The organism is Bradyrhizobium sp., assembly GCF_035309285.1.
Taxonomy (GTDB): Bacteria; Pseudomonadota; Alphaproteobacteria; order Rhizobiales; family Xanthobacteraceae; genus Bradyrhizobium.
This window is the reverse complement of the sequence record NZ_DATGFH010000060.1, coordinates 18,394-38,907: the sequence shown is the minus strand read 5'-3', so window position 1 is coordinate 38,907 and position 20,514 is coordinate 18,394. Positions and strand designations below refer to the sequence as shown.

The 20,514-nt window shown below is 63.3% G+C and carries 25 protein-coding genes; 15 read left to right on the top strand and 10 right to left on the bottom strand.

The genetic code is table 11. The features are described 5' to 3' along the window. Positions 1-17: 17 nt before the first annotated feature. Both VKR55_RS11980 and VKR55_RS11975 read left to right on the top strand, forming a co-directional pair. A complete protein-coding gene (locus tag VKR55_RS11980) occupies positions 18-410 on the top strand; it encodes a tautomerase family protein (protein WP_324403164.1) in 393 nt (130 codons plus the stop codon). A 31-nt stretch (positions 411-441) separates the two neighbouring features. Then, the gene (locus tag VKR55_RS11975) at positions 442-1,041 is read left to right on the top strand and encodes a DUF4865 family protein (RefSeq protein WP_324403162.1); all 600 of its coding nucleotides are present in this window, start codon (positions 442-444) and stop codon (positions 1,039-1,041) included. On the opposite strand, the gene VKR55_RS11970 is transcribed toward VKR55_RS11975, so the two are convergent. Next, positions 1,034-2,095 carry a 5-methyltetrahydropteroyltriglutamate--homocysteine methyltransferase gene (locus VKR55_RS11970; RefSeq protein WP_414642345.1) on the bottom strand — a complete coding sequence of 354 codons (1,062 nt, stop codon included), beginning with the start codon at positions 2,093-2,095 and terminating at the stop codon, positions 1,034-1,036. The genes VKR55_RS11975 and VKR55_RS11970 overlap by 8 nt on opposite strands. Positions 2,096-2,274: 179 nt before the next feature. Here VKR55_RS11970 and VKR55_RS11965 point away from each other — a divergent pair, with 179 nt between their 5' ends. From VKR55_RS11965 to VKR55_RS11950, 4 genes are all read left to right on the top strand, one after another. After that, positions 2,275-3,894, top strand: a complete 1,620-nt coding sequence (locus tag VKR55_RS11965) for a GMC family oxidoreductase (RefSeq protein ID WP_324403158.1) — start codon at positions 2,275-2,277, stop codon at positions 3,892-3,894. Between the two features lie 17 nt (positions 3,895-3,911). Next, a complete protein-coding gene (hemC, locus tag VKR55_RS11960) occupies positions 3,912-4,883 on the top strand; it encodes a hydroxymethylbilane synthase (RefSeq protein WP_324403154.1) in 972 nt (323 codons plus the stop codon). Positions 4,884-5,036: 153 nt separating this feature from the next. Further along, a complete protein-coding gene (locus VKR55_RS11955; RefSeq protein ID WP_324403152.1) occupies positions 5,037-5,738 on the top strand; it encodes a phosphatase PAP2 family protein in 702 nt (233 codons plus the stop codon). Between the two features lie 131 nt (positions 5,739-5,869). Then, complete coding sequence (locus VKR55_RS11950; protein ID WP_324403150.1) at positions 5,870-6,109, top strand: hypothetical protein; 240 nt, start codon at positions 5,870-5,872, stop codon at positions 6,107-6,109. A gap of 179 nt (positions 6,110-6,288) precedes the next feature. Here VKR55_RS11950 and VKR55_RS11945 read toward each other — a convergent pair whose 3' ends face one another. Beyond that, positions 6,289-6,525: a hypothetical protein gene (locus tag VKR55_RS11945; protein WP_324403148.1), complete on the bottom strand. Its 237-nt coding sequence runs from the start codon at positions 6,523-6,525 to the stop codon at positions 6,289-6,291. A 313-nt stretch (positions 6,526-6,838) separates the two neighbouring features. On the opposite strand from VKR55_RS11945, the gene VKR55_RS11940 reads away from it, so the two are divergent. Both VKR55_RS11940 and VKR55_RS11935 read left to right on the top strand, forming a co-directional pair. Beyond that, positions 6,839-7,531, top strand: a complete 693-nt coding sequence (locus VKR55_RS11940) for a C13 family peptidase (protein WP_324403146.1) — start codon at positions 6,839-6,841, stop codon at positions 7,529-7,531. 226 nt (positions 7,532-7,757) lie between these two features. Beyond that, on the top strand, positions 7,758-8,090 hold the full coding sequence (locus VKR55_RS11935) for a hypothetical protein (protein WP_324403144.1): 333 nt from the start codon (positions 7,758-7,760) through the stop codon (positions 8,088-8,090). A 118-nt stretch (positions 8,091-8,208) separates the two neighbouring features. Here the strand turns inward: VKR55_RS11935 and hemE are convergent, their stop codons facing one another. Then, a complete protein-coding gene (gene hemE / locus VKR55_RS11930) occupies positions 8,209-9,228 on the bottom strand; it encodes a uroporphyrinogen decarboxylase (RefSeq protein WP_324403597.1) in 1,020 nt (339 codons plus the stop codon). A gap of 149 nt (positions 9,229-9,377) precedes the next feature. Between hemE and VKR55_RS11925 the strand changes: the two genes are divergently transcribed. Beyond that, positions 9,378-9,641 (top strand): hypothetical protein, encoded by a 264-nt coding sequence (locus VKR55_RS11925; RefSeq protein WP_324403142.1) that lies wholly within the window; start codon positions 9,378-9,380, stop codon positions 9,639-9,641. Between the two features lie 11 nt (positions 9,642-9,652). Here VKR55_RS11925 and VKR55_RS11920 read toward each other — a convergent pair whose 3' ends face one another. Further along, a complete protein-coding gene (locus VKR55_RS11920; protein ID WP_324403140.1) occupies positions 9,653-9,865 on the bottom strand; it encodes a SlyX family protein in 213 nt (70 codons plus the stop codon). Then, positions 9,858-10,610 (bottom strand): oxygen-dependent tRNA uridine(34) hydroxylase TrhO, encoded by a 753-nt coding sequence (trhO, locus tag VKR55_RS11915; protein ID WP_324403138.1) that lies wholly within the window; start codon positions 10,608-10,610, stop codon positions 9,858-9,860. Before trhO ends, VKR55_RS11920 begins: the two co-directional genes overlap by 8 nt. 157 nt (positions 10,611-10,767) lie before the next feature. Between trhO and ggt the strand changes: the two genes are divergently transcribed. Continuing rightward, complete coding sequence (gene ggt, locus VKR55_RS11910) at positions 10,768-12,354, top strand: gamma-glutamyltransferase (protein ID WP_324403136.1); 1,587 nt, start codon at positions 10,768-10,770, stop codon at positions 12,352-12,354. A gap of 10 nt (positions 12,355-12,364) precedes the next feature. On the opposite strand, the gene VKR55_RS11905 is transcribed toward ggt, so the two are convergent. The 5 genes from VKR55_RS11905 to VKR55_RS11885 form a co-directional block, all read right to left on the bottom strand. Next, a complete protein-coding gene (locus tag VKR55_RS11905; protein WP_324403134.1) occupies positions 12,365-13,975 on the bottom strand; it encodes a DHA2 family efflux MFS transporter permease subunit in 1,611 nt (536 codons plus the stop codon). Continuing rightward, positions 13,972-15,072 (bottom strand): HlyD family secretion protein, encoded by a 1,101-nt coding sequence (locus tag VKR55_RS11900; RefSeq protein WP_414642343.1) that lies wholly within the window; start codon positions 15,070-15,072, stop codon positions 13,972-13,974. Before VKR55_RS11900 ends, VKR55_RS11905 begins: the two co-directional genes overlap by 4 nt. 161 nt (positions 15,073-15,233) lie before the next feature. Further along, the gene (locus VKR55_RS11895; RefSeq protein WP_324403131.1) at positions 15,234-15,365 is read right to left on the bottom strand and encodes a hypothetical protein; all 132 of its coding nucleotides are present in this window, start codon (positions 15,363-15,365) and stop codon (positions 15,234-15,236) included. A gap of 36 nt (positions 15,366-15,401) precedes the next feature. Next, entirely contained in the window at positions 15,402-15,581 is a 180-nt protein-coding gene (locus tag VKR55_RS11890) for a hypothetical protein (RefSeq protein WP_324403129.1), read from the bottom strand. A gap of 249 nt (positions 15,582-15,830) precedes the next feature. Continuing rightward, entirely contained in the window at positions 15,831-16,049 is a 219-nt protein-coding gene (locus VKR55_RS11885) for a DUF6894 family protein (protein ID WP_324403127.1), read from the bottom strand. A 249-nt stretch (positions 16,050-16,298) separates the two neighbouring features. On the opposite strand from VKR55_RS11885, the gene VKR55_RS11880 reads away from it, so the two are divergent. The 5 genes from VKR55_RS11880 (at position 16,299) to VKR55_RS11860 (ending at position 20,398) form a co-directional block, all read left to right on the top strand. After that, on the top strand, positions 16,299-16,766 hold the full coding sequence (locus tag VKR55_RS11880; RefSeq protein WP_324403124.1) for an FKBP-type peptidyl-prolyl cis-trans isomerase: 468 nt from the start codon (positions 16,299-16,301) through the stop codon (positions 16,764-16,766). 14 nt (positions 16,767-16,780) lie between these two features. After that, the gene (locus VKR55_RS11875; protein WP_324403123.1) at positions 16,781-17,761 is read left to right on the top strand and encodes a D-2-hydroxyacid dehydrogenase family protein; all 981 of its coding nucleotides are present in this window, start codon (positions 16,781-16,783) and stop codon (positions 17,759-17,761) included. Positions 17,762-17,781: 20 nt separating this feature from the next. After that, positions 17,782-18,300 (top strand): cupin domain-containing protein, encoded by a 519-nt coding sequence (locus VKR55_RS11870; RefSeq protein WP_324403121.1) that lies wholly within the window; start codon positions 17,782-17,784, stop codon positions 18,298-18,300. A gap of 115 nt (positions 18,301-18,415) precedes the next feature. Next, complete coding sequence (locus VKR55_RS11865; protein ID WP_324403119.1) at positions 18,416-19,153, top strand: enoyl-CoA hydratase/isomerase family protein; 738 nt, start codon at positions 18,416-18,418, stop codon at positions 19,151-19,153. A 216-nt stretch (positions 19,154-19,369) separates the two neighbouring features. After that, entirely contained in the window at positions 19,370-20,398 is a 1,029-nt protein-coding gene (locus VKR55_RS11860; RefSeq protein ID WP_324403117.1) for an alpha/beta hydrolase, read from the top strand. The last annotated feature ends 116 nt before the right edge of the window (positions 20,399-20,514 follow it).

Genomic DNA, 20,514 nt, shown 5'->3' with positions numbered 1-20,514 from the left:
GACAACAGGAGGCCCACATGCCGCTCGTTCGCGTTTCACTCCGGAAGGGAAAGCCCGCCGCCCACCGGAAGGCCATTCTCGACGGCATCTATCGCGCCATGCGTTCCACGTTCGACGTGCCCGATGAAGATCGCTTCATGGTGCTCGACGAGCACGACGAGCCGGATTTCAGCTACAGCAAGACCTATCTCGGCATCGCGCGCACCGATGATCTCGTGCTGATCCAGATCACCGCCAACAACACCCGCACGACAGAGAAGAAGAAGGCGCTGTTTCGCCAGATTGCCGAGAACCTGAAATCCGATCCCGGCGTGCGGCCGGAGGACGTCTTCATCAACCTGGTCGAGGTGCTCCCGGAAAACTGGTCGTTCGGCAACGGCATCGCGCAATACGCCAAAGACAAGAGCTGATCGTCATCACTATTTGAGAAGGAAGCGTATCATGATCATCGCCCACTACGCCCATCGGCTGCCGGCCGACTACGACATCGGGATCATCCGCAATCGCGCCAGCGCCCGCGGCCATCTGTTCGACGCTATCCCCGAGCTCTATTTCAAGGCGTTCCTGCTGCGCGAGCGCGGTCGTTTCGGCGCGATCGCCAACGAATATTCCTCGCTCTATCTCTGGCGCAAGGATGAAGGCTTTCGCGACTTCCTGGTCGGCGGTCGCACCAAATCCGTTACCGACAGTTTTGGCCGCCCGCAGATCGAGACGCGGTTCGTGCTCGATGCGCTGAAGGGCAAGGCCAACGAAGCGCGCTTTCTCTACAAGCAGGAGCAGGACATCCCGCTCGATGCCGACCTGACGTCGGTGTTCGCCGCAGAAATCGAGCGCAACCGCGAGGTCGCGGAGGAAGCCGCCGTGGTCGCTTCGGCCGTTGGCGTCGACGCGCAAAACTGGAAGCTCACGCGGGTGCTGGTGTCGGAGAAGGAGCCAAGCGGGCAAGAGCAGGGCGCAGCGTATCAGGTGCTCTATCTGGCGAGGCCGCTGCTTAAGGAATTGCCGAAGGTAGACACCCGCCAGGCGGAGCTCGTCAGCTGATCTCCTTCCTCACCTTCGCGGCCGCGTCGGTCATCGCCTTCAGCTTGCCGAAGGCGATGGGGCGCGGCATGTATTTCATGCCGCAATCGGGCGCCGGCACGAGCCTGTCAGCCGGAACATATTTCAGCCCGTTGCGGATGCGCTCGGCGATCGTATCGACGCTCTCGATGTCGGGGTCGCCGAGATCGAGCACGCCGAGCATGATTGTCTTTCCCGCGAGATCCCTGAGCACACCCAGATCGAGCTTGGGCTGCGCTGCTTCGATCGAAATCTGGTTAGCCGAGGTGTCGGCGAGCTCGGAGAGAAAGGAGTAGCCAGCCGGCTTGGTCGAGCCGGGGACGACGGCGGCATAGCCGAAGCAGAGATGCACCACCGTTGGCACGGTGATGCCTTGGAGTGCGCGGTTGATCGCCTTCACCGCGTAGCGGCGGGCGAGGTCGGGATTGTTGCGGACCCAGGGCTCATCGAGCTGGATCACATCGGCGCCCGCCTTCTGCAAATCCAGCGCTTCGGCGTTGACGGCTGCCGCGAACGCCATCGCCAGCTCCTCGTCGTCTTTATAATATTCATTCCTGGCCTGCTGGCTCATGGTGAATGGGCCGGGCAGGGTGATCTTGGCGGCGTGATCGGTATTCTTGCGCAGGAACTGCATATCGCGCAGTTCGACCGGGCGGGTGCGTCTGATCCTGCCTACGACGCGCGGCACCGGCGTCTGGTGGCCTGAGCGCGCCGTGATCATGGCGGGATTGTCGGCGTTGACGCCCTCAAGCGCGGTAGCGAAGCGGTTGGAATAGCTCTCGCGGCGGATCTCGCCGTCGGTGACGATGTCGATGCCGGCGCGCTCCATGTCGCGGATCGCGACGATCGTCGCGTCGTCCTGTGCTTCTTCGAGATGCTCTTCCGGCAGCCGCCACATCTCTTGCATGCGCGTGCGCGGCACGGATTTCGACAGCATCGCACGATCGACCAGCCAGTCCGGCTGCGGATAGCTGCCGACGACGGTAGTCGGCAAGAGATGTCTGGGCTGGTTCACCGATGTCTCCCGGTTTTGCATTCATTGTCGCTGCCCGTGCCGGCGAACGTCAATCGAAAAGCCGGCAATTTGCAATTGACCCCATGGGGGCCGCTCGCTACCTCTTCCCACTCGACCGGTCCACCGCTGAAGGCTTTAGGTGCAACCTTGCCGCGTCGTTCGAACTGGTGGCGCCGTTCGCGCGTTGAGCGGGGGAAGTCATGAACAATAACGGCGCGGGTGAAACCGCCGAATTCGACTACGTCATCGTCGGCGCCGGCTCGGCCGGTTGCGTGCTTGCCAATCGTCTGAGTGCGAACGGCAAGCATTCGGTGCTGCTGCTCGAGGCGGGACCGAAGGACAGCAACATCTGGATCCACGTGCCGCTCGGCTACGGCAAGCTGTTCAAGGAAAAATCGGTCAATTGGATGTACCAGACCGAGCCGGAGCCCGGCCTCGGCGGGCGGCAGGTGTTTCAGCCGCGCGGAAAGGTGCTGGGCGGATCGAGCTCGATCAACGGCCTGCTCTATGTGCGCGGCCAGCACGAGGATTACGACCGCTGGCGCCAGCGCGGCAATGTCGGCTGGGGCTATGACGACGTCTTGCCCTACTTCAAGAAGGCCGAGAACCAGCAGCGCGGCGCCGACGACTATCACGGCACCGGCGGGCCGCTGTCGGTATCGGACTGGCGGCATGAGGATCCGTTGTCGGAAGCCTTCGTGAAGGCCGCTGTCGAGGCCGGCATTCCCTTCAATCCGGATTTCAACGGCAAGACGCAGGAAGGCGCCGGCTTCTTCCAGACCACGACGCAGCGCGGCCGCCGCGCCTCCAGCGCCTATTGCTATCTGCGCCCGGCGATGGGCCGCAGCAATCTGCACGTCGAGACCTCTGCGCTGGCCCAGCGAATCCTGTTCGAGGGACGACGCGCCAGCGCCGTCGTCTACAGGCAGAACGGCAATCCGCGCACCGCGCGGGCGCGTAAGGAGGTGCTGGTTTCCGGCGGCGCCTACAACTCGCCGCAGCTTCTGCAGCTCTCCGGCGTCGGCCCTGCCGATCTTCTGAAGTCGCACGGCATCGACGTCGTGCTCGATGCGGCCGGCGTCGGCAACGATCTGCAGGATCATCTGCAGGTCCGCATCGTGACGCGCTGCGCGCAGAAGATCACACTGAACGATATCATCAATCATCCGGTGCGGCGGGTGATGGCGGGCGCGCGCTATGCGCTCGCCCGCTCCGGCCCGCTGACGGTCGCAGCCGGCACGTCGGGTGCGTTCTTCAAGACCGATCCGCGATTGGCCTCGCCGGATATTCAGATCCATTTCATCCCGTTCTCGACCGACAAGATGGGCGAGAAGCTGCATCCGTTCTCCGGCTTCACCGCTTCTGTCTGCCAGCTCCGGCCCGAAAGCCGCGGCTCGCTCAAGATCGGGAGCGCCGATCCAAGCGCGCCGCCGGAAATCCGCATCAACTATCTTGCGACCGAAACCGACCGCGCCGCCTTCATCGACGGCATCCGGATCCTGCGCAAGATCCTGGCCGCACCTGCGTTGAAATCCTATTGCGTGGACGAAGTCTATCCCGGCGCGAACGTCACGAGTGACGAAGACCTGCTCGACTTCTGCCGCAAGACCGGCAGCACAGTCTATCATCCGACCTCGACCTGCCGCATGGGCAACGATCCGCTGGCCGTGGTCGACCAGCGCTTGCGCGTGCGTGGCATCGAGGGCTTGCGCGTGGTCGACGCCTCTGTCATGCCCGACCTGATGTCGGGCAACACCAACGCGCCGACCATCATGATCGCCGAGAAAGCCTCTGATATGATCCTGGAGGATGCGCGGTGAGAGAGGAGCCTCGTTAGGTGTCGCGGTTTCGGATCGGCACGCGCAAAAGCGCGATGGCGCTGGCGCAGACGGAAGAGATCGCGCGCCGGCTGAGAGCTGCCATTCCCGGCATCGAGGTCGAGATCGTCAAGTTCGAGACCACGGGCGATATCGATCAGACTGGAAAGCTGTTGCCGCACGGCGGCAAGGGCGGTGCATTCGTCGCGCAAATCCGCGAGGCGGTGATCGCGGGCAGGCTGGAAGCGGCGATGCATTCGCTGAAGGACATGCCGGGCAATGAGGATACGCCGGGGCTTGTGATCGGCGCGACATTGTCGCGCGATCCGCCTTTTGACGCGCTGGTGCTGCGGCCCGGTCTTTCACTCGATATGTTCAGGCGCGGCAAGGGTTTCAAGATCGGCACCAACGCCGTGCGTCGTGCGGCCTATGCGCGGCGGCTGTTTCCGCAAGCCGAGGTGATCCATTTCCGCGGCGCGGCCGACACCCGCGTGCGCAAGCTCGACCAGGGCGAGAAGCAGCGTCTGCCGGATGGCGGCGCGGTGGGCCCTGCCGACGCATTGATCATGGCGCGCTCCGGGCTTGAGCGCGTCGGACTGGCGAGCCGCGTTGCTTACGAATTTTCCGCGCGGGACATGCTGCCGGCGGTGGGGCAGGGCATCGTCGCCGTCGAATGCGCCGCGCGCGATTTCGAGACCCGCCGTATGCTTTCGTCGATCGACGACGCGACCGCGCATGCCTGCGCCGATGCCGAGCGCGAGGTGCTGTGGGTGCTCAACGGACATTGCAACTCGCCGATCGCGGGATTTGCGCAGGTGAGCGGCGACGTGATGTCGCTGACCGCTTCCGTGCTGGATCATGCCGGCAGCCGCATCATCGAAGCTTCGCGCACGGGCCCCGCAAACCGACCGCGCGAGCTCGGCCGCGCGGTCGGGCTCGAGCTTCTGGCCAAGGGCGCCGCGGAGATCATCGAGCGCAGCCGGCCGGTGTGACGACCTCTCGCCGCGGCAGAGAAAGACCGGTTCCATGGCACCGGGAATCGCGGGCGACGGCCGCGCCCTAAGTCCGTCATATTGCAGTCGCAGATCGTTCGGGGATGTCACGCGGCTGTCACAAGTCGACTGACTGCGCGGAGGCATGCGAGGGTGTTGCAATCACTGGCTGGACTGGACGTATCGATCTTCCATGCCTTGAATGATCTTTGCGGCGCAAGTCCGACGCTCGACCGCATTGTCGTCCATATGGAGGTCCTCAAGGGTTCCATCTTCATGGGGATCGTCGGCCTGTTGTGGTACTGGCCTGACAAGGAAATGCCGCGACGGCGGCAAGTCATCATCACCATCATCCTCGCCGTTGCCGTGGCGCTGATCGCCAACCGAGTCCTGTCGATACTGCTGCCCTATCGCGAGCGTCCGATGTATGGCATCGGCGCCAATGCGCCGAGCTTCGAATGGCATGCCGATCTCGAGCACTGGAGCAGCTTTCCGAGCGACAATGCGACCTATCTGTTCGCGATCGCCGCGGGGTTCTGGCTGATCTCGCGCTGGTGTGGATTGCTGTTCGGTGTCTTCGCCGCGTTGGCCTCGCTGGCGCGCGTCTATCTTGGCATTCACTATCCGAGCGATATCCTGACGGGCGCGCTGCTCGGCATTGCCACCAGCGTCGTGATCAATCGCGATTGGGTCAGGCGCCGCCTTGCCTCGCCGCTCCTTGCGCTCGAGCCGCGCTATCCGCCTTACTTCTACGGGCTGTTCTTTCTCGCGCTTGCCGAGCTATCCGCCGGCTTCCCCAATGCCAGGCGCATCGGCGTTGCCGTCGTCCATCTCTTCACCGGCTATGGCCATTGAAGAGCGACAGACCTACGATAGTCACCGCGTGATACGGCCATTTTCGCGAGCAGGTGGATGCGATATACCAGCCCGTCATGACATCGCCCATTGAAAACGCCGCGCTGATTGTCATGGACTGAGGGCCGACGATGGCAGATCGAGCCAAGGAAAGAAAAACAGCCGAAGAGCTGGCGGCGATGATCCACGAAGACCTGAGCAAGGTAGACGGCTGTCCCAAACGCGGCGTCACCGTGCGAGTTTACGGCATTCCGTGGAGATCAATGCTGATGTTTGGCGTGGAAGCTGGCCCGGTCCGCAACAAGGCCGAGCTGCAGCGGTTCTGCGACATCATCACCGAGCGCCTGCAGCGGCTGTATGACGTTGCATAGCGTGTCTACGCCTGGTGCCTGGCATGATCTGCTGGCGCTGCGACAAGACTCTGCGGGTTTGCCAGAGCTACGCGGAAACCGCGACGAATAGTGCCGCCGCGGTCGCCTGAGCCCCATCGGCCCTTATTCAGAAGTCTTGTCCGGTACCTGTCCGAGAGCGGCCTGGTGTTGTCCCGCCGTCACGGACAGACACGCACCGGCGGATGGGTCCGCGGATCGCCGATCTGGACGCCGTGACAGTGCAGCCCGATTGGGCCTCTGTTCCAGGCTCCCACGCTTGGAGCACGATTGACGATAGCGGGATTGAAGCGCATGCCCGGCGGCAGCGGCTGCGGGTTGAGTGCAAAAGCGGGCGTCGCCGAGCTCAGTGCGGCTAAAGCCAGCGACAGGATGCGAAGGTGTCGGGTCAACGTCATGGATGCCTCCTTACGTCCGTTCGGCCTTTCGGCTACCGGTTGGTTGCGGCCTCCAACGCAGGGGTTCGATCTCGGATGCGAATATGTGCGCCACCTCACGCACCCTGAAGCGGGCTGATCCGGATTTCGTCCGGAACCGTGGGCGAAGTGCGAGCGTCTCTGACGAGGTTCCCGTTCCCAGGGATGGAAATTCACGGGTGCTCCGCTATTTGTTGTTGGGCCGCAATTCTGTAGCGGCGATCTTGGAACGAGGGTCATCATGACGTCCGGATGCTGGATCAGGCGGCTCGTCGCGCCGCTCGTCGCTGTTGTCTTGACCATCGCTCCGTCGGTTTCGCCGGTCCAGGCTGTTGAGAATGCCGGAAAGCTGGGGGTGGTCTCGTTTGGCCTGTTCGGCGATCAAGGTGTGTTTAGATCCGAGGCGACCGGCGCAGCAGAGGTCGTAGCCGGCCGTTTCGAGACTGGCCCGGTCACCGTGCAATACAATTCCAGGAAAGGCGGAAGTGCAACGATCGAAGCTCTGGCCAGGTCGTTGCTGGCCGCAGCCAACCGCCTGGATGCCGAGAAAGATGTTCTCTTCCTGATTCTCACCTCGCATGGCTCTCCAGACGGCCTTGCGATCAAGGCGGGGCGGCTCACACAAACGCTCACGCCATCTCGTCTCGCCGACATGCTCGCGAAGACGGGTGTGCGACACAAGGTGGTGGTCATCTCCGCCTGCTATTCCGGGGTCTTTGTCCCGCGTCTTGCGAATCCCGATGTGCTGGTCATCACCGCGGCCGACGCCAACCATTCGTCGTTCGGCTGTGAGGACAAGGCCAGGTGGACCTATTTCGGCGACGCTTTCTTCAACACCGCGCTGCGGCAGACCGTCAGCTTGAAGGATGCCTTTCTCGATGCGCGGTCGCTCGTCCGGAAACGAGAACTGCGGGAGCATTTCGAGCCGTCGAATCCCCTCATGGGGGGTGGTGCAAACGTGTTGCCGTTGCTTGTCGAACGCCCTTGAACGATGGGTCGTGAGAGCGGACGCTATGGCTCGTGAGCCGGTCGCCGGAGAACAGCCAAGTGGAACTTTCATGGTCGGGCGGAGAGAGCGCCGGCGCCGCCGCAAGGTCGAAGCGGTGTGGCAGCCGGTTCCCGGCTTCCATTCCGGACGATGATGCGTGATAGTCCGCCGGCTCGCGGCGGCACGTGTCCGGCGGATCAAAGATTGCACGGCGACGGCAGGTCTCATGCGTGAAGAGACATACAGTCAAGAGAGCGAGATCGAGGCCACCAAAGTCAGCGCGCATCTGCCCGGTCTCGACATCGATATCGTTCACCGACAATCGCGGAACTGCGATTGGGAGCAGGTGTCGATCAACCTGCGTGCGACACCTTCCTTCGAAGCGTTCGCGCGCTCTTTCGAGATGGCCGATCCCTTCACGCTTTGGACGCAGGCAGCGCGATGGATATGGATGCCGTGGCTGCTGGCGGCGCGCACGATGATGGTGCCGGAGGCTCGGCCGCCAGCACTCCCGAGCGCCGTCGGTCCTCGGCAGGAGGCGCCGACGCCCGGCGGCTAGCGCATGTGCTTCCGAGGCTCCATGCGACGAAAAGGCCTCGTGACGACGCCTCGCGATCCCGCGATGACACCGCGCAAGTTGTTTTAAAATTGAATCAGCCAAAAATGCGAGCGCACCGCTAGCTCCTGTAATCCCGCACCCGCCGGATCATCTGCTCGACATGCGCAATCGGCGTCTCCGGCAGGATGCCGTGGCCGAGGTTGAAGATGAACCGGCCTTGCGCGTAGTTCGCCAGCACGTCGTCGATGGCGCGGTCGAGCGCGGGGCCGCCGGCGATCAAGGCCAGCGGATCGAGATTGCCCTGCACCGCGACCCGGCTCTGCACGCGCTCGCGGATCAGCGAGGGTTCGGCTGTCCAATCGATGCTGGCGGCGTCGACCTTGGTCGCGCCGACATAGGCCGGCAGCAGCGCGCCGGCGCCGCGGGGAAAGCCGATGATCTTTGCGTCAGGCACCTTCGCGCGCACGCCTTCGACGATGCGCGCGGTCGGCGCGATCGACCAGCGCAGGAATTCGCGTGGTGGCAGCACGCCGGCCCAGGTATCGAAGATCTGCACGCAATCGGCGCCGGCCTCGAGTTGCCCGACCAGATACAGAATCGAATTGTCGACCAGCGTATCGATGATTTTCGAGAATGCTTCCGGTTCGCGATACGCCATCATCCGCGCCGGCGCCTGGTCGGGCGTGCCCTGGCCCGCGACCATATAGGTCGCAACCGTCCACGGCGCACCGCAGAAGCCGATCAGCGTGACGTTTTCGGCGAGCGCGCCGCGCACCTCGCGCAGCGCCTGATAGACCGGCTGAAGCTTTTCGAAATCGGCGGTCGGAGCCAACGCGGCGACTTTCGCCGGCGTATCCAGCGGATCAAGCCGCGGGCCTTCGCCCACCTCGAAGCGCACGCTGCGGCCGAGCGCGTAGGGGATGACCAGGATGTCGGAGAAGATGATCGCGGCATCGAAGCCGAAACGGCGGATCGGCTGCAGCGTGAGTTCGGCGGCGTATTCCGGCGTGAAGCAGAGGTCGAGGAAGCTGCCCGCTCTGGCGCGGAGCTCGCGATATTCCGGCAAGTAGCGGCCGGCTTGCCGCATCATCCAGATCGGGGGCGTCTCTCGTTTTCGCCCGCCGAGCACGTCGAGCATGGGTTTAATCTGGTTCAAGCGAAGCGTTCCTGCGGGACCGGCACAATTGCGGTTCCTGATACACGTCGCGACCGGTCAGGCCAAGGCCAGAACTCAAGGCTGGAACTGCAGCCAAAGGGGGGCGTTATTTCGAGCATGGAGGGATTTCCATGGCCGAGAAATTCAATCCCGCACCCCACGACCGTCACGCCGCCGATCCCAACGCGGCCGCGCGCGCCGATGCCGAAATGCACGCGAGACTTGAGGCTGGGCTGATCGACACGTTTCCGGCCTCCGATCCCGTCAGCGCGGCGCAACCCGCGCCGACCAGGCACGACAGCAACCGTGACGATGCCCCGAGCGCAAAGGACACCAAGCAGGACAATGAGCCGCATCCTTCGCTGTGGGACAAGGTGAAGGGGGCGTTTCGATAATCGTCTAGCGGCTAATAATGTGGCGGCCGCTCATTCGCCGGCGCCGGCGCGTTGGCCTCGGCCTCCTGCAGGCGCTCGCTCAAGGCGGCGAGTTGACGCGTCAGCGCATCGATCTGCTGCCACTGCGCCGTGATGGTCGCGTTGAGCTGTTCGATGGTTTCGTCCTGGTACGTCAGGCGCGACTCCAATGCATCGATGCGCTCGGAAAGCTCTTGCTCACTCATCGCTGACGACTTCCTTGACGCGTTCGCGCAGGCCGTGGCCGAGCGCGACGCGCTCGTCGAACACAAAGCATTCGCCGCGCCAGCGGCTCATCGCTTCCGGCACCTCCTCCAGATATTTCAGGATGCCGCCCTTGAGATGATAGACTTCCGCAAACCCCTGCGCGAGTAAAAGCGAACTTGCTTTCTCGCAGCGGATGCCGCCGGTGCAGAACATCGCGATCTTGTTGTGTTTGGCCGGATCGAGCTTTTGCGCGACAAACTCCTTGAACTGTCCAAAGCGCGCGATGTTGGGATCGAGCGCGCCGTCGAAACTCCCCATCGCGACCTCGAAGGCGTTGCGGGTGTCGATCACGAGCGTATCCGGCGAGGCGATCAGCGCGTTCCAGTCGCCCGGCTCGACATAGACGCCGACCTGCCGCGTCGGATCGGCGCTCGCATCGCCAAGCGTGACGATCTCCTTCTTCAGCCGCACCTTGAGCCGGCCAAAGGGCATCGCTTGCGCGCGCGAAAATTTCAACTCGAGGTGGTCGAGCCGACCGCCGAACAGCGCGCCGCGGCGCAGCTCTTCGATGAGGGCATCGATGCCGTCATCGCCTCCGGCGACCGTGCCGTTGATGCCCTCCGCGGCGAGCAGGATGCTGCCCTTGAGCGAGAGCCGCGCGCAGGTTGCGCGCAGGGGTTCGCGCAGCGCACGATAATCGGCAAGCGCGGCGAATTGATAGAAGGCGGCGACCTTGAAGGGCATGAGGGGGGTCTATCAGGCGGGTATTCCTGTGGAAACCCTGTAATTCCTGCATTGGCGTTGGTATGCCAGGCCATTGCTGAGCCCGGCAGGAATATGCCATGTAACGCCGCATTTCCCTGGCAGGCCCAGCAAAGACGACAAAAGTGAGCGCTTTCGCATGAGGAATTTCCATTTCGCCGGCCGTTCAACAGTCCATTGCCAGAACGGCATGGTCGCGACCTCGCACCCGCAAGCGGCACTCGCCGGAATCGACGTGCTGCGGGATGGCGGGACCGCGGCAGATGCCGCGGTGGCGGCCTCGGCGCTGCTCGCGGTGATCGAGCCGCAATCGACCGGAATTGGCGGCGATTGCTTTGCGCTGATCCAGCCGCGAGGCGAGGGCAAGATCGCCGCCTATAACGGCTCGGGCCGGGCGCCTGCTGCTGCCAATGTTGAATGGTACCTCGAGCGCAAGATCCACGCGGTGCCGCTGACCTCGGCGCATTCGGTCTCCATTCCCGGCGCCATCGACGCCTGGCAGACGATCCTGCGCGACCACGGCAAGTTCGGGCTCGATGTCCTGCTGCAACCCGCGATCAAGGCCGCGGAAGAGGGCTATGTGGTCGCCCCGCGCATCGCCTTCGACTGGAAGAACCAATTCGAGAAGTTGAAGAACGGCACCAATACGGTTCGCTATTTCTTGCCGCATGGCAGGCCGATGCTGGCAGGCGAGGTGCTCCATCAGCCGGAGCTCGGCAAGACGCTGCGAGCGATCGCGAAGGGCGGTCGCGACGCCTTCTACAAGGGCGAGATCGCCGAAGACATGGTCGAGACGCTGCGCTCGATCGGCGGCCTGCACACGGTCGAGGATTTCGCCGAGCACACCACGGAAGTGACCTCGCCGATCGGCACGATGTACAAGGGGCTCGACGTCTGGCAATGCCCACCGAACGGACCCGGCATCACCATGCTGGTGATGCTCAACATCCTGTCGCGCTTCGACCTCACGAAGTTCGCGCCGCTCAGCGTCGAGCGCTTCCACCTCGAAGCCGAGGCCGCGCGCATCGCCTACATGATGCGCGAGCAATATATCGGCGACCCTGCGCAGGTGAACGTTGATGTGGTGCGCATCCTGGCCAAGGATTTTGCCGACGAATATGTCGGTAAGATCCGGATGGATGGCCTGCTCGATCTGCCGAATGTCGCGCCGCCGATGAATCCCTCGACCATCTACATCACGGTGGTCGACAGGGACCGCAACGTCTGTTCCTTCATCAATTCGGTCGCACATTCCTTTGGCTCGGCGATCGTTTCCAACAAGACTGGCATTTTGCTGCAGAACCGCGCCGGCGGCTTCCGCATTCAGCCCGGACATCCCAACTGCATCGCGCCGAAGAAGCGGCCGTTGCACACCATCATCCCTGCGCTCGCGACAAAGAACGGCCGTGCGGTGATGCCGTACGGCGTGATGGGCGGACAGTATCAGCCGGTCGGGCAGACCCATGTTCTGACCAACATCCTCGACTATGGCTGCGACGTGCAGGAAGCGATCGATATGCCGCGCGGGCTGCACTACGAGGGCGTCTACCAGCTCGAGGACGGCGTGCCGGCGGCGACTGTCGAAGGCTTGAAGAAGCTCGGCCACAAGACCACGAGCGTGGTCGGTCCGCTCGGCGGCGGCCAGGCGATCTGGATCGATTGGGACAAGGGCACGCTGACCGGCGGATCCGATCCGCGCAAGGACGGTTGCGCGCTCGGCTATTGAACGCCCGGTTTCAATGTGCCGCTGGCGGCGCCCCCAGGTTGATCGGCCTGAGCGAAAGGGCCACCGGCACCATGAGCGCGCCGATGACGGCGAGCGTCCAGAAGACGTCGATAAAGGCGAGCAGATCGATCTGATGCTGCAGCGCCTGTCCGACCCAGGCGATTGCCTGACTCGCTGCATCCGACGCATTCGAGCCCTGCGCCTCGAAGAATTGGGTCATGGCGTCGATGGTTTGTTGATAGCCGAGATCGGACGGCGCCATGTGCTCGATGAGCCGGCTCTGATGAAACTGCTGGCGCTGGGCCAGGACCGTCTGGGACAGGGCGACGCCCATCGATCCCCCGAGATTGCGGGCGACATTGATCAGCGCAGAAGCCTGGTTGGTCTTTTCGGGTGGAATGCCGTCATAGGACGCTGTCGTGATGGGGAGGAACAGCAGTGGCAGGGCGAACGCGAGGTAGATGCGCGACATCGTCGCGTAACCATAGCTGATATCGCCGGTGATGCCGGTGAGATGCCACATCGACAGCGCCGCGATCGCGCCTCCCGCCGCGATCAGGTATTTGGGCTGCACCGACCCGATCAGTATCCCCGTGACCGGCATCATCGCCATGGTGACGAGGCCGGCCGGCGACAGCACCAGTCCTGCCAGGAATGCTGTGTAGCCCAATTCGGCCTGCAGCAGTTGGGGCAGGATCTGCGTGGTTGCGATGACGATGGCGCCGGTGCCGAGCATCGCGATGAAGCAGGCGCCGAACTGCCGCTGTCCCAGCAGGCGGACATCGATGATGGGTTCCTCCTGAAGCAGCTCCCAGACCACCAGTGCGATCAGGCAGAACGCGGAGGTGATCGCGAATGCGGTGATCATCTGCGATCCGAACCAGTCGTTGCGCTGGCCCTCGTCGAGGACGAATTCCAGCGAACCGAGCCCGATCGCAACCAGCACGAAGCCGACATAGTCGACGCGCAATCCCCGGCTCAGCAGCCTTTGCCGCTCCGCCTCCGCGCCGGAAGGCTCGTTGACCAGCGTTCCAACCAGGAACAACGACAACAGTCCCATCGGCACGTTGATCAGGAATATCCAGTGCCAGGTATAGGTGTCGGTGATCCAGCCGCCCAGCGTCGGTCCGATCACCGGAGCGACCACGACGGCGATGCCGTAGATGGCAAAGGCCTGGCCGCGTTGATGAGGCGGAAAGGTATCAGCGAGGATCGCCTGCTCGCTGGTCGCCATGCCGCCGCCGCCGATCCCTTGCAGGATGCGAAACAGAACCAGCGCTTCCAGATTCCAGGCTATTCCGCACAAGAACGAGGCGAACGTAAAGGTGGCGACGCAAAGCATATAGAAGCGCTTGCGACCGATCACCGTCGACAGCCAGCCCGAGATCGAGAGCACGATGGCGTTCGCGACGAGATAGCTCGTGATGACATAGGTGCTCTCATCGATGCCAACGGCCAAGGCGCCTGCGATATGACGCAAGGCGACATTGGCGATGGTGGTGTCCAGCACCTCCATGAAGGTCGCGATCGAGACAACGAATGCGATCAGATAGGGATTGTGTCCGCCGGCCGCGGAGCGCTCCGGCGACCAGCCGGCCGCCCCCTGTGTGGCGTCGGTCATCGCACCTTGGTCCAGGGCACGACCGACATGCCAGGCCCGATCGCGATATCGGCGGGCCAGTGGTCGACCACGATCTTCACCGGCACGCGCTGCACGACCTTGACGTAATTGCCGGTCGCATTCTCCGCAGGCAGCAGGCTGAATACCGTGCCCGAACCGGGCTGCACCGAGGCCACGCGGCCGGTCAGCTTGCGGCCGGGATAGGCGTCGATCGTGAAGACGACCGGCTGGCCGGGCCGCATGTCCGCAAGCTGGGTCTCCTTGTAGTTCGCGACGATCCAGATCTCGTCCGGCACGAACATCATCAGGCTCTGGCCCGCGGTCGTGAAGGTTCCGACCGCGCCGGAAAGCTTGACGACGCGTCCGGATTGCGCGGCCGTTACGCGCGTGTATTGCAGATTGAGATTGGCCTGATCGAGCTGGGCCTTGGCCTGCTGCAGCGAGGCGCGCGCGCTTTCGAGCTGGGCTTCGAGCGTCTTGATGCCGAGGTCGGCGGCGATCAGCGCGGCCTTGGTCCGCGCTTCATTGGCTTGCTGCGATTGCAGATCGGAGCGCGTCTGCTGTTCGCGCTGCACCGTGCCGGCCCCTTTTTCAACGAGGTCCTTGGCGCGTTTCTCTTCCTGCTGGGCGAACTGCAGTTGCGCCTCGGCCTGGTCGACCTGCGCCTTGGCTTGATCGATCTGCTGATGCTGGCTGTCGATTTGCGCCTGGATGTTATCGATGTTGGCCTGCGCCACCGCCACCTGAGCCCGGGCCTGATTGACAGCGTTGACGTAGTCGCGGTCGTCGATCTTGGCGAGCAGATCACCGGCGTTGACATGCTGGTTGTCGGTGACGGGCACCTCAGTCACATAGCCGCCGACCTTGGGCGCAACCGAGAATGAGCGCGCGGCAATGAAAGCGTCGTCCGTTGACTCGTAGTCGCGAATGCTGAGCCAGTAGGCGAGCCCGCCGATGGTGGCGACAAGCACCAGGCAGCATACGACAGTGACGAGCAGCCAACGCTCGCGCACGCGATCTCGCAGCGATGACGGTGGTTTCGCCGCGTCCTGCCGCTGCTCGTTCGTCTCTCTCGTTTTGTCCTGGCCGGGCGTCACTTCGGACTGGGGCGCCGGGAGCCGAGGTTTTTCTGCGGGGCCGCGCCCCGTCGTGCGGGCGTCCAATGCGATGACCCAAAGTTGTGGCTAGCAGTGGTGCTACGCACAAATGGGAACTTGGTTCCTGAGATCGCGCCGATATGAAGTGAACGAAATGCCCGCTAAATGCGTGCAGTTGGCGGCGTTAGTGAGTAGGTATGAGTTTTCACTTCCCGCACCGTGACAACGGTCGCGACGGCGGTGGCAAAGAAAAAGGCGGCAGCCAATACCGCCAATGCGATGCGAAGACGCATGACATTGCCTCCCAAATTAACGGGCGGGCACGCGGATCAGGCAGTCTTGATCGTCAGGGGCGGGACCTCGCCGTCGAGCCAATCCTGCTCTTCAGCAAGCGCCATCCATGCCTTGGCCATGCGTACGTAGCGCTTGAAGGTCGGCTGACCGTCAGCACGCTCCGCAAGCTGCAGGCAATTTTCCGCGTTTTCCCGAAATACGTCCGATTGCTTCATGCTCTCGACATGGGAACGGAACGCCGCATTGCAACCGAAAATTACCTGATTGTAATGGGAACCATTCTTGACGTTTCGGTTGGCGGAGCGGCCGCACGTTCGCTTGCGGCCGCGGCGGCTGCAAAGAAAAAGCCCGGCCGCGCAACGCAGCCGGGCGTCAGTCATGTTCAGCCGGACTCTCGGCAGGAACAGGTCGGCTGATGCGCCCGTGCGATGGGCGCTCCCGTTCGAATGCGTTATCGCCGCCCGTCAGTGAATAATATCGATCGGCAGGCGGCAGATTTCTTCGCCTTCCTCGTTAGTGACGAGGATGGAATAGTGGTGGTTCTTCACCTCCGGCCGAACTGTCAGGACGCGCCGTGCGATCGAATCGGCGCAGTCCATTGCCTCGATGTCGTCCGGCAACTCTGCGTCGCCTGCATCGAGATGGGTTTTCGTGTTGACCAAATCAAAATGGTAAAGCGGCATTTCATCCTCCCGTGTCGGCCCCGGCGGCTCGTCCGACGCCGGGGCCCAAGACAACTCCCGCCGTTCCGGGGGTGTCGAGCGACGGAAGCCTGGAGCCTACGCTTCACGCGGCCAAACGTTCCAAGCCAAAGCGCGGCCTAAGCGCGCCTCGGGCCGGCACGTCGGCCCCAGAATCCGGGACGTGGTGGGTGGTAACGTCCACGACCTTACGCTAAACAGCCTCCCGCATTGAACAACGAAGGTGAACGAATGCATTTCCGGCACGCAACGATCTCTTGTCTCGCGGCCATCGCCATCGCGCTGGTCACACTCGCGTTGGCGCCGGCGGGCGCGTTCGCGCAAGCCGCAGGAAAATCCATGACCAAACCCATGACCACAGCTTCAGGATTGCAGATCATCGATACCAAGGTCGGCACCGGGCCCTCGCCGAAACCGGGCCAGATCTGCGTGATGCATTACACCGGCTGGCTCTACGAGAATGGCCAGAAAGGCAAGAAGTTCGACTCTTCCGTCGACCGCAAAGAGCCGTTCGAGTTTCCGATCGGCCAGCATCGTGTGATCGCGGGCTGGGACGAGGGCGTCGCCACCATGAAGGTCGGCGGCAAGCGCACGCTGATCATCCCGCCAGCGCTCGGCTATGGCGCGCGCGGCGCCGGCGGCGTGATCCCGCCGAACGCGACCCTGATCTTCGACGTCGAGTTGCTCGCGGTGAAATAGGGGAGCGGTGTCTCGTGAAGGTCACCATCCTCGACGATTATTTCGATACGGTACGCACCCTCGATTGCTTCGCCAAGCTGAAGGGCCACGACGTCACCATCTGGAACGACCACGTCCAGGACGTCGACAAGCTCGTCGAGCGGCTGAAGGGTACCGAGGCGCTGGTGTTGATCCGCGAGCGCACGCAGATCCGCGCGCCGCTATTGGAGCGCCTGCCGAAGCTGAAGCTGATCAGCCAGCGCAGTGTTTATCCGCATATCGATATCGATACCTGCACTCGGCTCGGCATCGTCGTCTCCTCGGGGCAGCACGCCGATACGCCGTCCTATGCCACCGCCGAGCTGACCTGGGGCCTGGTGCTCGCCTCGGCGCGGATGATCCCGCAGCAGGTGACGTCGCTGAAGGCGGGCCATTGGCAGTCCGGCGTCGGTTCGACCGTTCGCGGCAAGACGCTCGGCATCTATGGCTATGGCCGGATCGGCGCGGTTGTCGCTGGCTATGCCAGGGCCTTCGGCATGCGGGTGCTGGTCTGGGCGCGCGCGCCCGCGATGGCGAAGGCGCGGGCCGACGGCTACGACACCGCGGCGAGCAAGGCTGCGTTCTTCGAGCAATGCGATTACATCTCGCTGCACATGCGCCTGGTCGACGCCACGCGCGGCATCGTCAAAGCCGAAGACCTCGCGCGGATGAAGCCGACCGCGACCATCGTCAACACCAGCCGCGCCGGCCTGATCGAGCCGGGTGCGCTGGTCCAGGCGCTGCGCGGGGGGCGGCCCGGTTATGCCGCGGTCGACGTGTTCGAGCAGGAGCCGCTGCGCGACATGGGCCATCCCTTGCTCAATATGGATAACGTCATCGCGACACCGCATATCGGCTATGTCTCGCGGGATGAATACGAGATTCAATTCACGGATATCTTCGACCAGATTATCTCCTATGCAGCCGGCACGCCGACCAACGTGGTCAATCCGGACGTGCTGGCGAAATGGCGCTGAAAGGAACTTTGGATATCAAGATGACGGTTACTCACGATCACGCTCACGGCCACCACTCGCACCATCACGACGATGAACGCTGGAAGCATGATGGCGTCCGTGTCATCCCCGGTAACCAGCTCGATCCCAACGTGCCCTCGACGGCGGGCATGGACCGCAAGGCCGCGATCAACTTCGCGCGTGCGGGCGCACAGAAGCTCTGGGCCGGCACGGTGACCATCAAGCCCGACGCCAAGACCGGCGCGCATCATCACGGCCATCTCGAAAGCATCATCTATGTGGTGAAGGGCAAGGCGCGGATGCGCTGGGGCGAGAAGCTGCAGTTCACCGCGGAAGCCGGGCCCGGCGATTTCATCTTCGTGCCGCCCTACGTGCCGCACCAGGAGATCAATGCGAGCCCCGACGAGGTGCTGGAATGCGTGCTGGTGCGTTCCGACGGCGAGGCGGTCGCGATCAATCTCGACATCGAGCCGGTCGAGAAGCCGCAGACCGTGCTCTGGGTCGATCCGGTCCATCGCCATCCGGATGAGAAGAAATAGGGCTCCGTCATTCCGGGGCGGTGCGAAGCGCCGAGCCCGGAATCTCGAAGTTCCGGGTTCGCGCTGACGCGCGCCCCGGAACGACATAAGAACAAAATCTGGGGGGCGAAACTGCATGTCACTCGTTCGCTACGAAAGCAAGGACCACGTCGCGACCATCACCATGGATCGCGCGTCCGTGCACAACGCGCTCAACAACGCACTCTGCGACGAGCTGCGTGAGGCCTGGCTGCGCTTTCGCGACAGCGACGACCGCGTCGCCGTGCTGGCCTCATGCGAGGAAGCCTATTTCTGCGTCGGCGCCGATGTGAAGGATCTTCCGGTCAACATGTGGCACGCTGTGCCGGGGCTTGGCGTCGATCTGGACAAGCCGGTGATCGCGGCGACCTCGGGCTGGGTGGTCGGCGGCGGCTTTGTGCTGGTGCAGATGGCCGATCTCTGCGTGGCCTCGGAGACCACCCGCTTCATCTATCCCGAAGCCAAGATCGGCACCACCGCGGGTGGCGTTTCCTCAGTGGTGTCGCGGATGCCGCACAAGATTGCGATGGAGTTTCTGCTGATCGGCGAAGAATTGCCGGTCGAGCGCGCCTATCAGATCGGGTTTGTCAACAGGATTGCGCCAAAGGACCAGCACCTTGTGATCGCGCAGGAGATGGCGGCAAAGATCGCCGGCAATGCGCCGCTGGTGGTGCAGGCGCTGAAGAAGCTCGCGCGCGAGGCGATGCCCAAGGGACCATTGGAGACGGTTGCCGAAGCGCGCCGCATCCTCGACCCGATCCGCACCAGCGAGGACCTGAAGGAAGGCGTCAAGGCGTTCGCCGAGAAGCGCAAGCCGAAGTTTACGGGGAAATAACACCCTCGTCATTCCGGGATGCGCCGCCAGGCGCAGGCCCGGAATCCATAATCCCGGACTCGCGCGATGCTGTTGGCGCGGTGCAGTGCACACTGCTTTTAAAGCAGCATCGGCGCTGCTACGCTCAATTTATCGGTCGAAAACTACAATTGTTCGATCGAAAACAAGCGATCGAGGGGAAACACATCCAGGGGAAACACATCCAGGGGAAACATCATGACACATCTGGAGAATCCGCTTCCGCGGCGCACGATCCTTAAAGCAGCAGGCCTCGGCCTGATCGCGGGCACGCTGGATCAGGCCTCGCCGGTCAGGGCCGAGACTTCCGATGTTGCCGACAACAGCTCGATCTGGAGCGGCGAATATTGGGCCAAGAAGGGCGACGTTCCGCTCTGGATGTTCCGCAAGCGCCTGAGCCCGCCGAAGGCCGGCGAACCGGCACGGCCGGTCGTGTTCTTCGTCCACGGCTCGTCCGTCACCTCCCGCGTGTTCGACCTGCACGTGCCGGGCAAGGGCGAATATTCCGTGATGAATGAGTTTGCCCGTTACGGCTTCGATTGCTGGACCATGGACCACGAGAATTACGGCAAGTCCGGCCGCACCTCGGGCAATTCCGATGTCGCGAGCGGGGTCGAGGACCTCAAGGCCGCGGCTGAAGTGCTGGCGCGCGAAACCGGCCAGCAAAAATATCACTTCGTCGGTGAATCCTCGGGCGCGCTGCGCGCCGGCGCCTATGCCATGGCTGCGCCCGACCGCATCAATCGCCTGGTCTTCACCGCCTTCACCTACAAGGGCGCGGGCTCGCCGACGCTGAAGAAGCGCGCCGAGCAGGTCGACTATTATCGCACGCACAATTTGCGCAAACGCGACCGAGACATGATCCGCTCGATCGCGACCCGCGACAAGCCCGGCACCTCCGATCCCGCGGTGATCGAGGCTCTGGCCGACGTCGAGCTCCAATTCGGCGACCAGGTCCCGACCGGCACTTATCTCGACATGACCGCCAACCTGCCGCTCGTGCATCCGGAAAAAGTGCTGGCACCCGTACTTTTGATACGTGGCGAGTATGACGGCATCGCCGCTGTCGCCGACCTCGAGGAGTTCTTCAACAAGCTGCCGAACGGCGACCGCCAGTTCGTGATCCTGCCCGGCACCGCGCATTCGGTGGTGCTCGCGATCAACCGGCAATTGTTCTGGCACGTGGCGCGCTCGTTTTTGAACATGCCGAGCCCGATTGCGACGTGACCGCGTAACGGTCATTCCGGGACAGTGCGCAGCACTGGACCCGGAATCTCGAGATTCCGGGCTCGACGCTTCGGCGGACCCCCACCCGGCGAAGCTCGCCGAGCGAGCGTAGACGG

Excerpts from the sequence above, each read along its gene's own strand:
- VKR55_RS11905 (WP_324403134.1), bottom strand. The coding sequence starts at position 13,975 with ATGACCGACGCCACACAGGGGGCGGCCGGCTGGTCGCCGGAGCGCTCC.
- VKR55_RS11865 (WP_324403119.1), top strand. The coding sequence starts at position 18,416 with ATGTCACTCGTTCGCTACGAAAGCAAGGACCACGTCGCGACCATCACC.
- VKR55_RS11975 (WP_324403162.1), top strand. The coding sequence starts at position 442 with ATGATCATCGCCCACTACGCCCATCGGCTGCCGGCCGACTACGACATC.
- VKR55_RS11980 (WP_324403164.1), top strand. The coding sequence starts at position 18 with ATGCCGCTCGTTCGCGTTTCACTCCGGAAGGGAAAGCCCGCCGCCCAC.
- VKR55_RS11965 (WP_324403158.1), top strand. The coding sequence starts at position 2,275 with ATGAACAATAACGGCGCGGGTGAAACCGCCGAATTCGACTACGTCATC.
- VKR55_RS11890 (WP_324403129.1), bottom strand. The coding sequence starts at position 15,581 with ATGAAGCAATCGGACGTATTTCGGGAAAACGCGGAAAATTGCCTGCAG.
- trhO (WP_324403138.1), bottom strand. The coding sequence starts at position 10,610 with ATGCCCTTCAAGGTCGCCGCCTTCTATCAATTCGCCGCGCTTGCCGAT.
- VKR55_RS11895 (WP_324403131.1), bottom strand. The coding sequence starts at position 15,365 with ATGCGTCTTCGCATCGCATTGGCGGTATTGGCTGCCGCCTTTTTCTTT.
- VKR55_RS11945 (WP_324403148.1), bottom strand. The coding sequence starts at position 6,525 with ATGACGTTGACCCGACACCTTCGCATCCTGTCGCTGGCTTTAGCCGCA.
- ggt (WP_324403136.1), top strand. The coding sequence starts at position 10,768 with ATGAGGAATTTCCATTTCGCCGGCCGTTCAACAGTCCATTGCCAGAAC.
- VKR55_RS11935 (WP_324403144.1), top strand. The coding sequence starts at position 7,758 with ATGCGTGAAGAGACATACAGTCAAGAGAGCGAGATCGAGGCCACCAAA.
- VKR55_RS11870 (WP_324403121.1), top strand. The coding sequence starts at position 17,782 with ATGACGGTTACTCACGATCACGCTCACGGCCACCACTCGCACCATCAC.
- VKR55_RS11925 (WP_324403142.1), top strand. The coding sequence starts at position 9,378 with ATGGCCGAGAAATTCAATCCCGCACCCCACGACCGTCACGCCGCCGAT.
- VKR55_RS11950 (WP_324403150.1), top strand. The coding sequence starts at position 5,870 with ATGGCAGATCGAGCCAAGGAAAGAAAAACAGCCGAAGAGCTGGCGGCG.
- VKR55_RS11970 (WP_414642345.1), bottom strand. The coding sequence starts at position 2,095 with ATGCAAAACCGGGAGACATCGGTGAACCAGCCCAGACATCTCTTGCCG.
- VKR55_RS11860 (WP_324403117.1), top strand. The coding sequence starts at position 19,370 with ATGACACATCTGGAGAATCCGCTTCCGCGGCGCACGATCCTTAAAGCA.
- hemE (WP_324403597.1), bottom strand. The coding sequence starts at position 9,228 with ATGCTCGACGTGCTCGGCGGGCGAAAACGAGAGACGCCCCCGATCTGG.
- VKR55_RS11920 (WP_324403140.1), bottom strand. The coding sequence starts at position 9,865 with ATGAGTGAGCAAGAGCTTTCCGAGCGCATCGATGCATTGGAGTCGCGC.
- VKR55_RS11880 (WP_324403124.1), top strand. The coding sequence starts at position 16,299 with ATGCATTTCCGGCACGCAACGATCTCTTGTCTCGCGGCCATCGCCATC.
- VKR55_RS11885 (WP_324403127.1), bottom strand. The coding sequence starts at position 16,049 with ATGCCGCTTTACCATTTTGATTTGGTCAACACGAAAACCCATCTCGAT.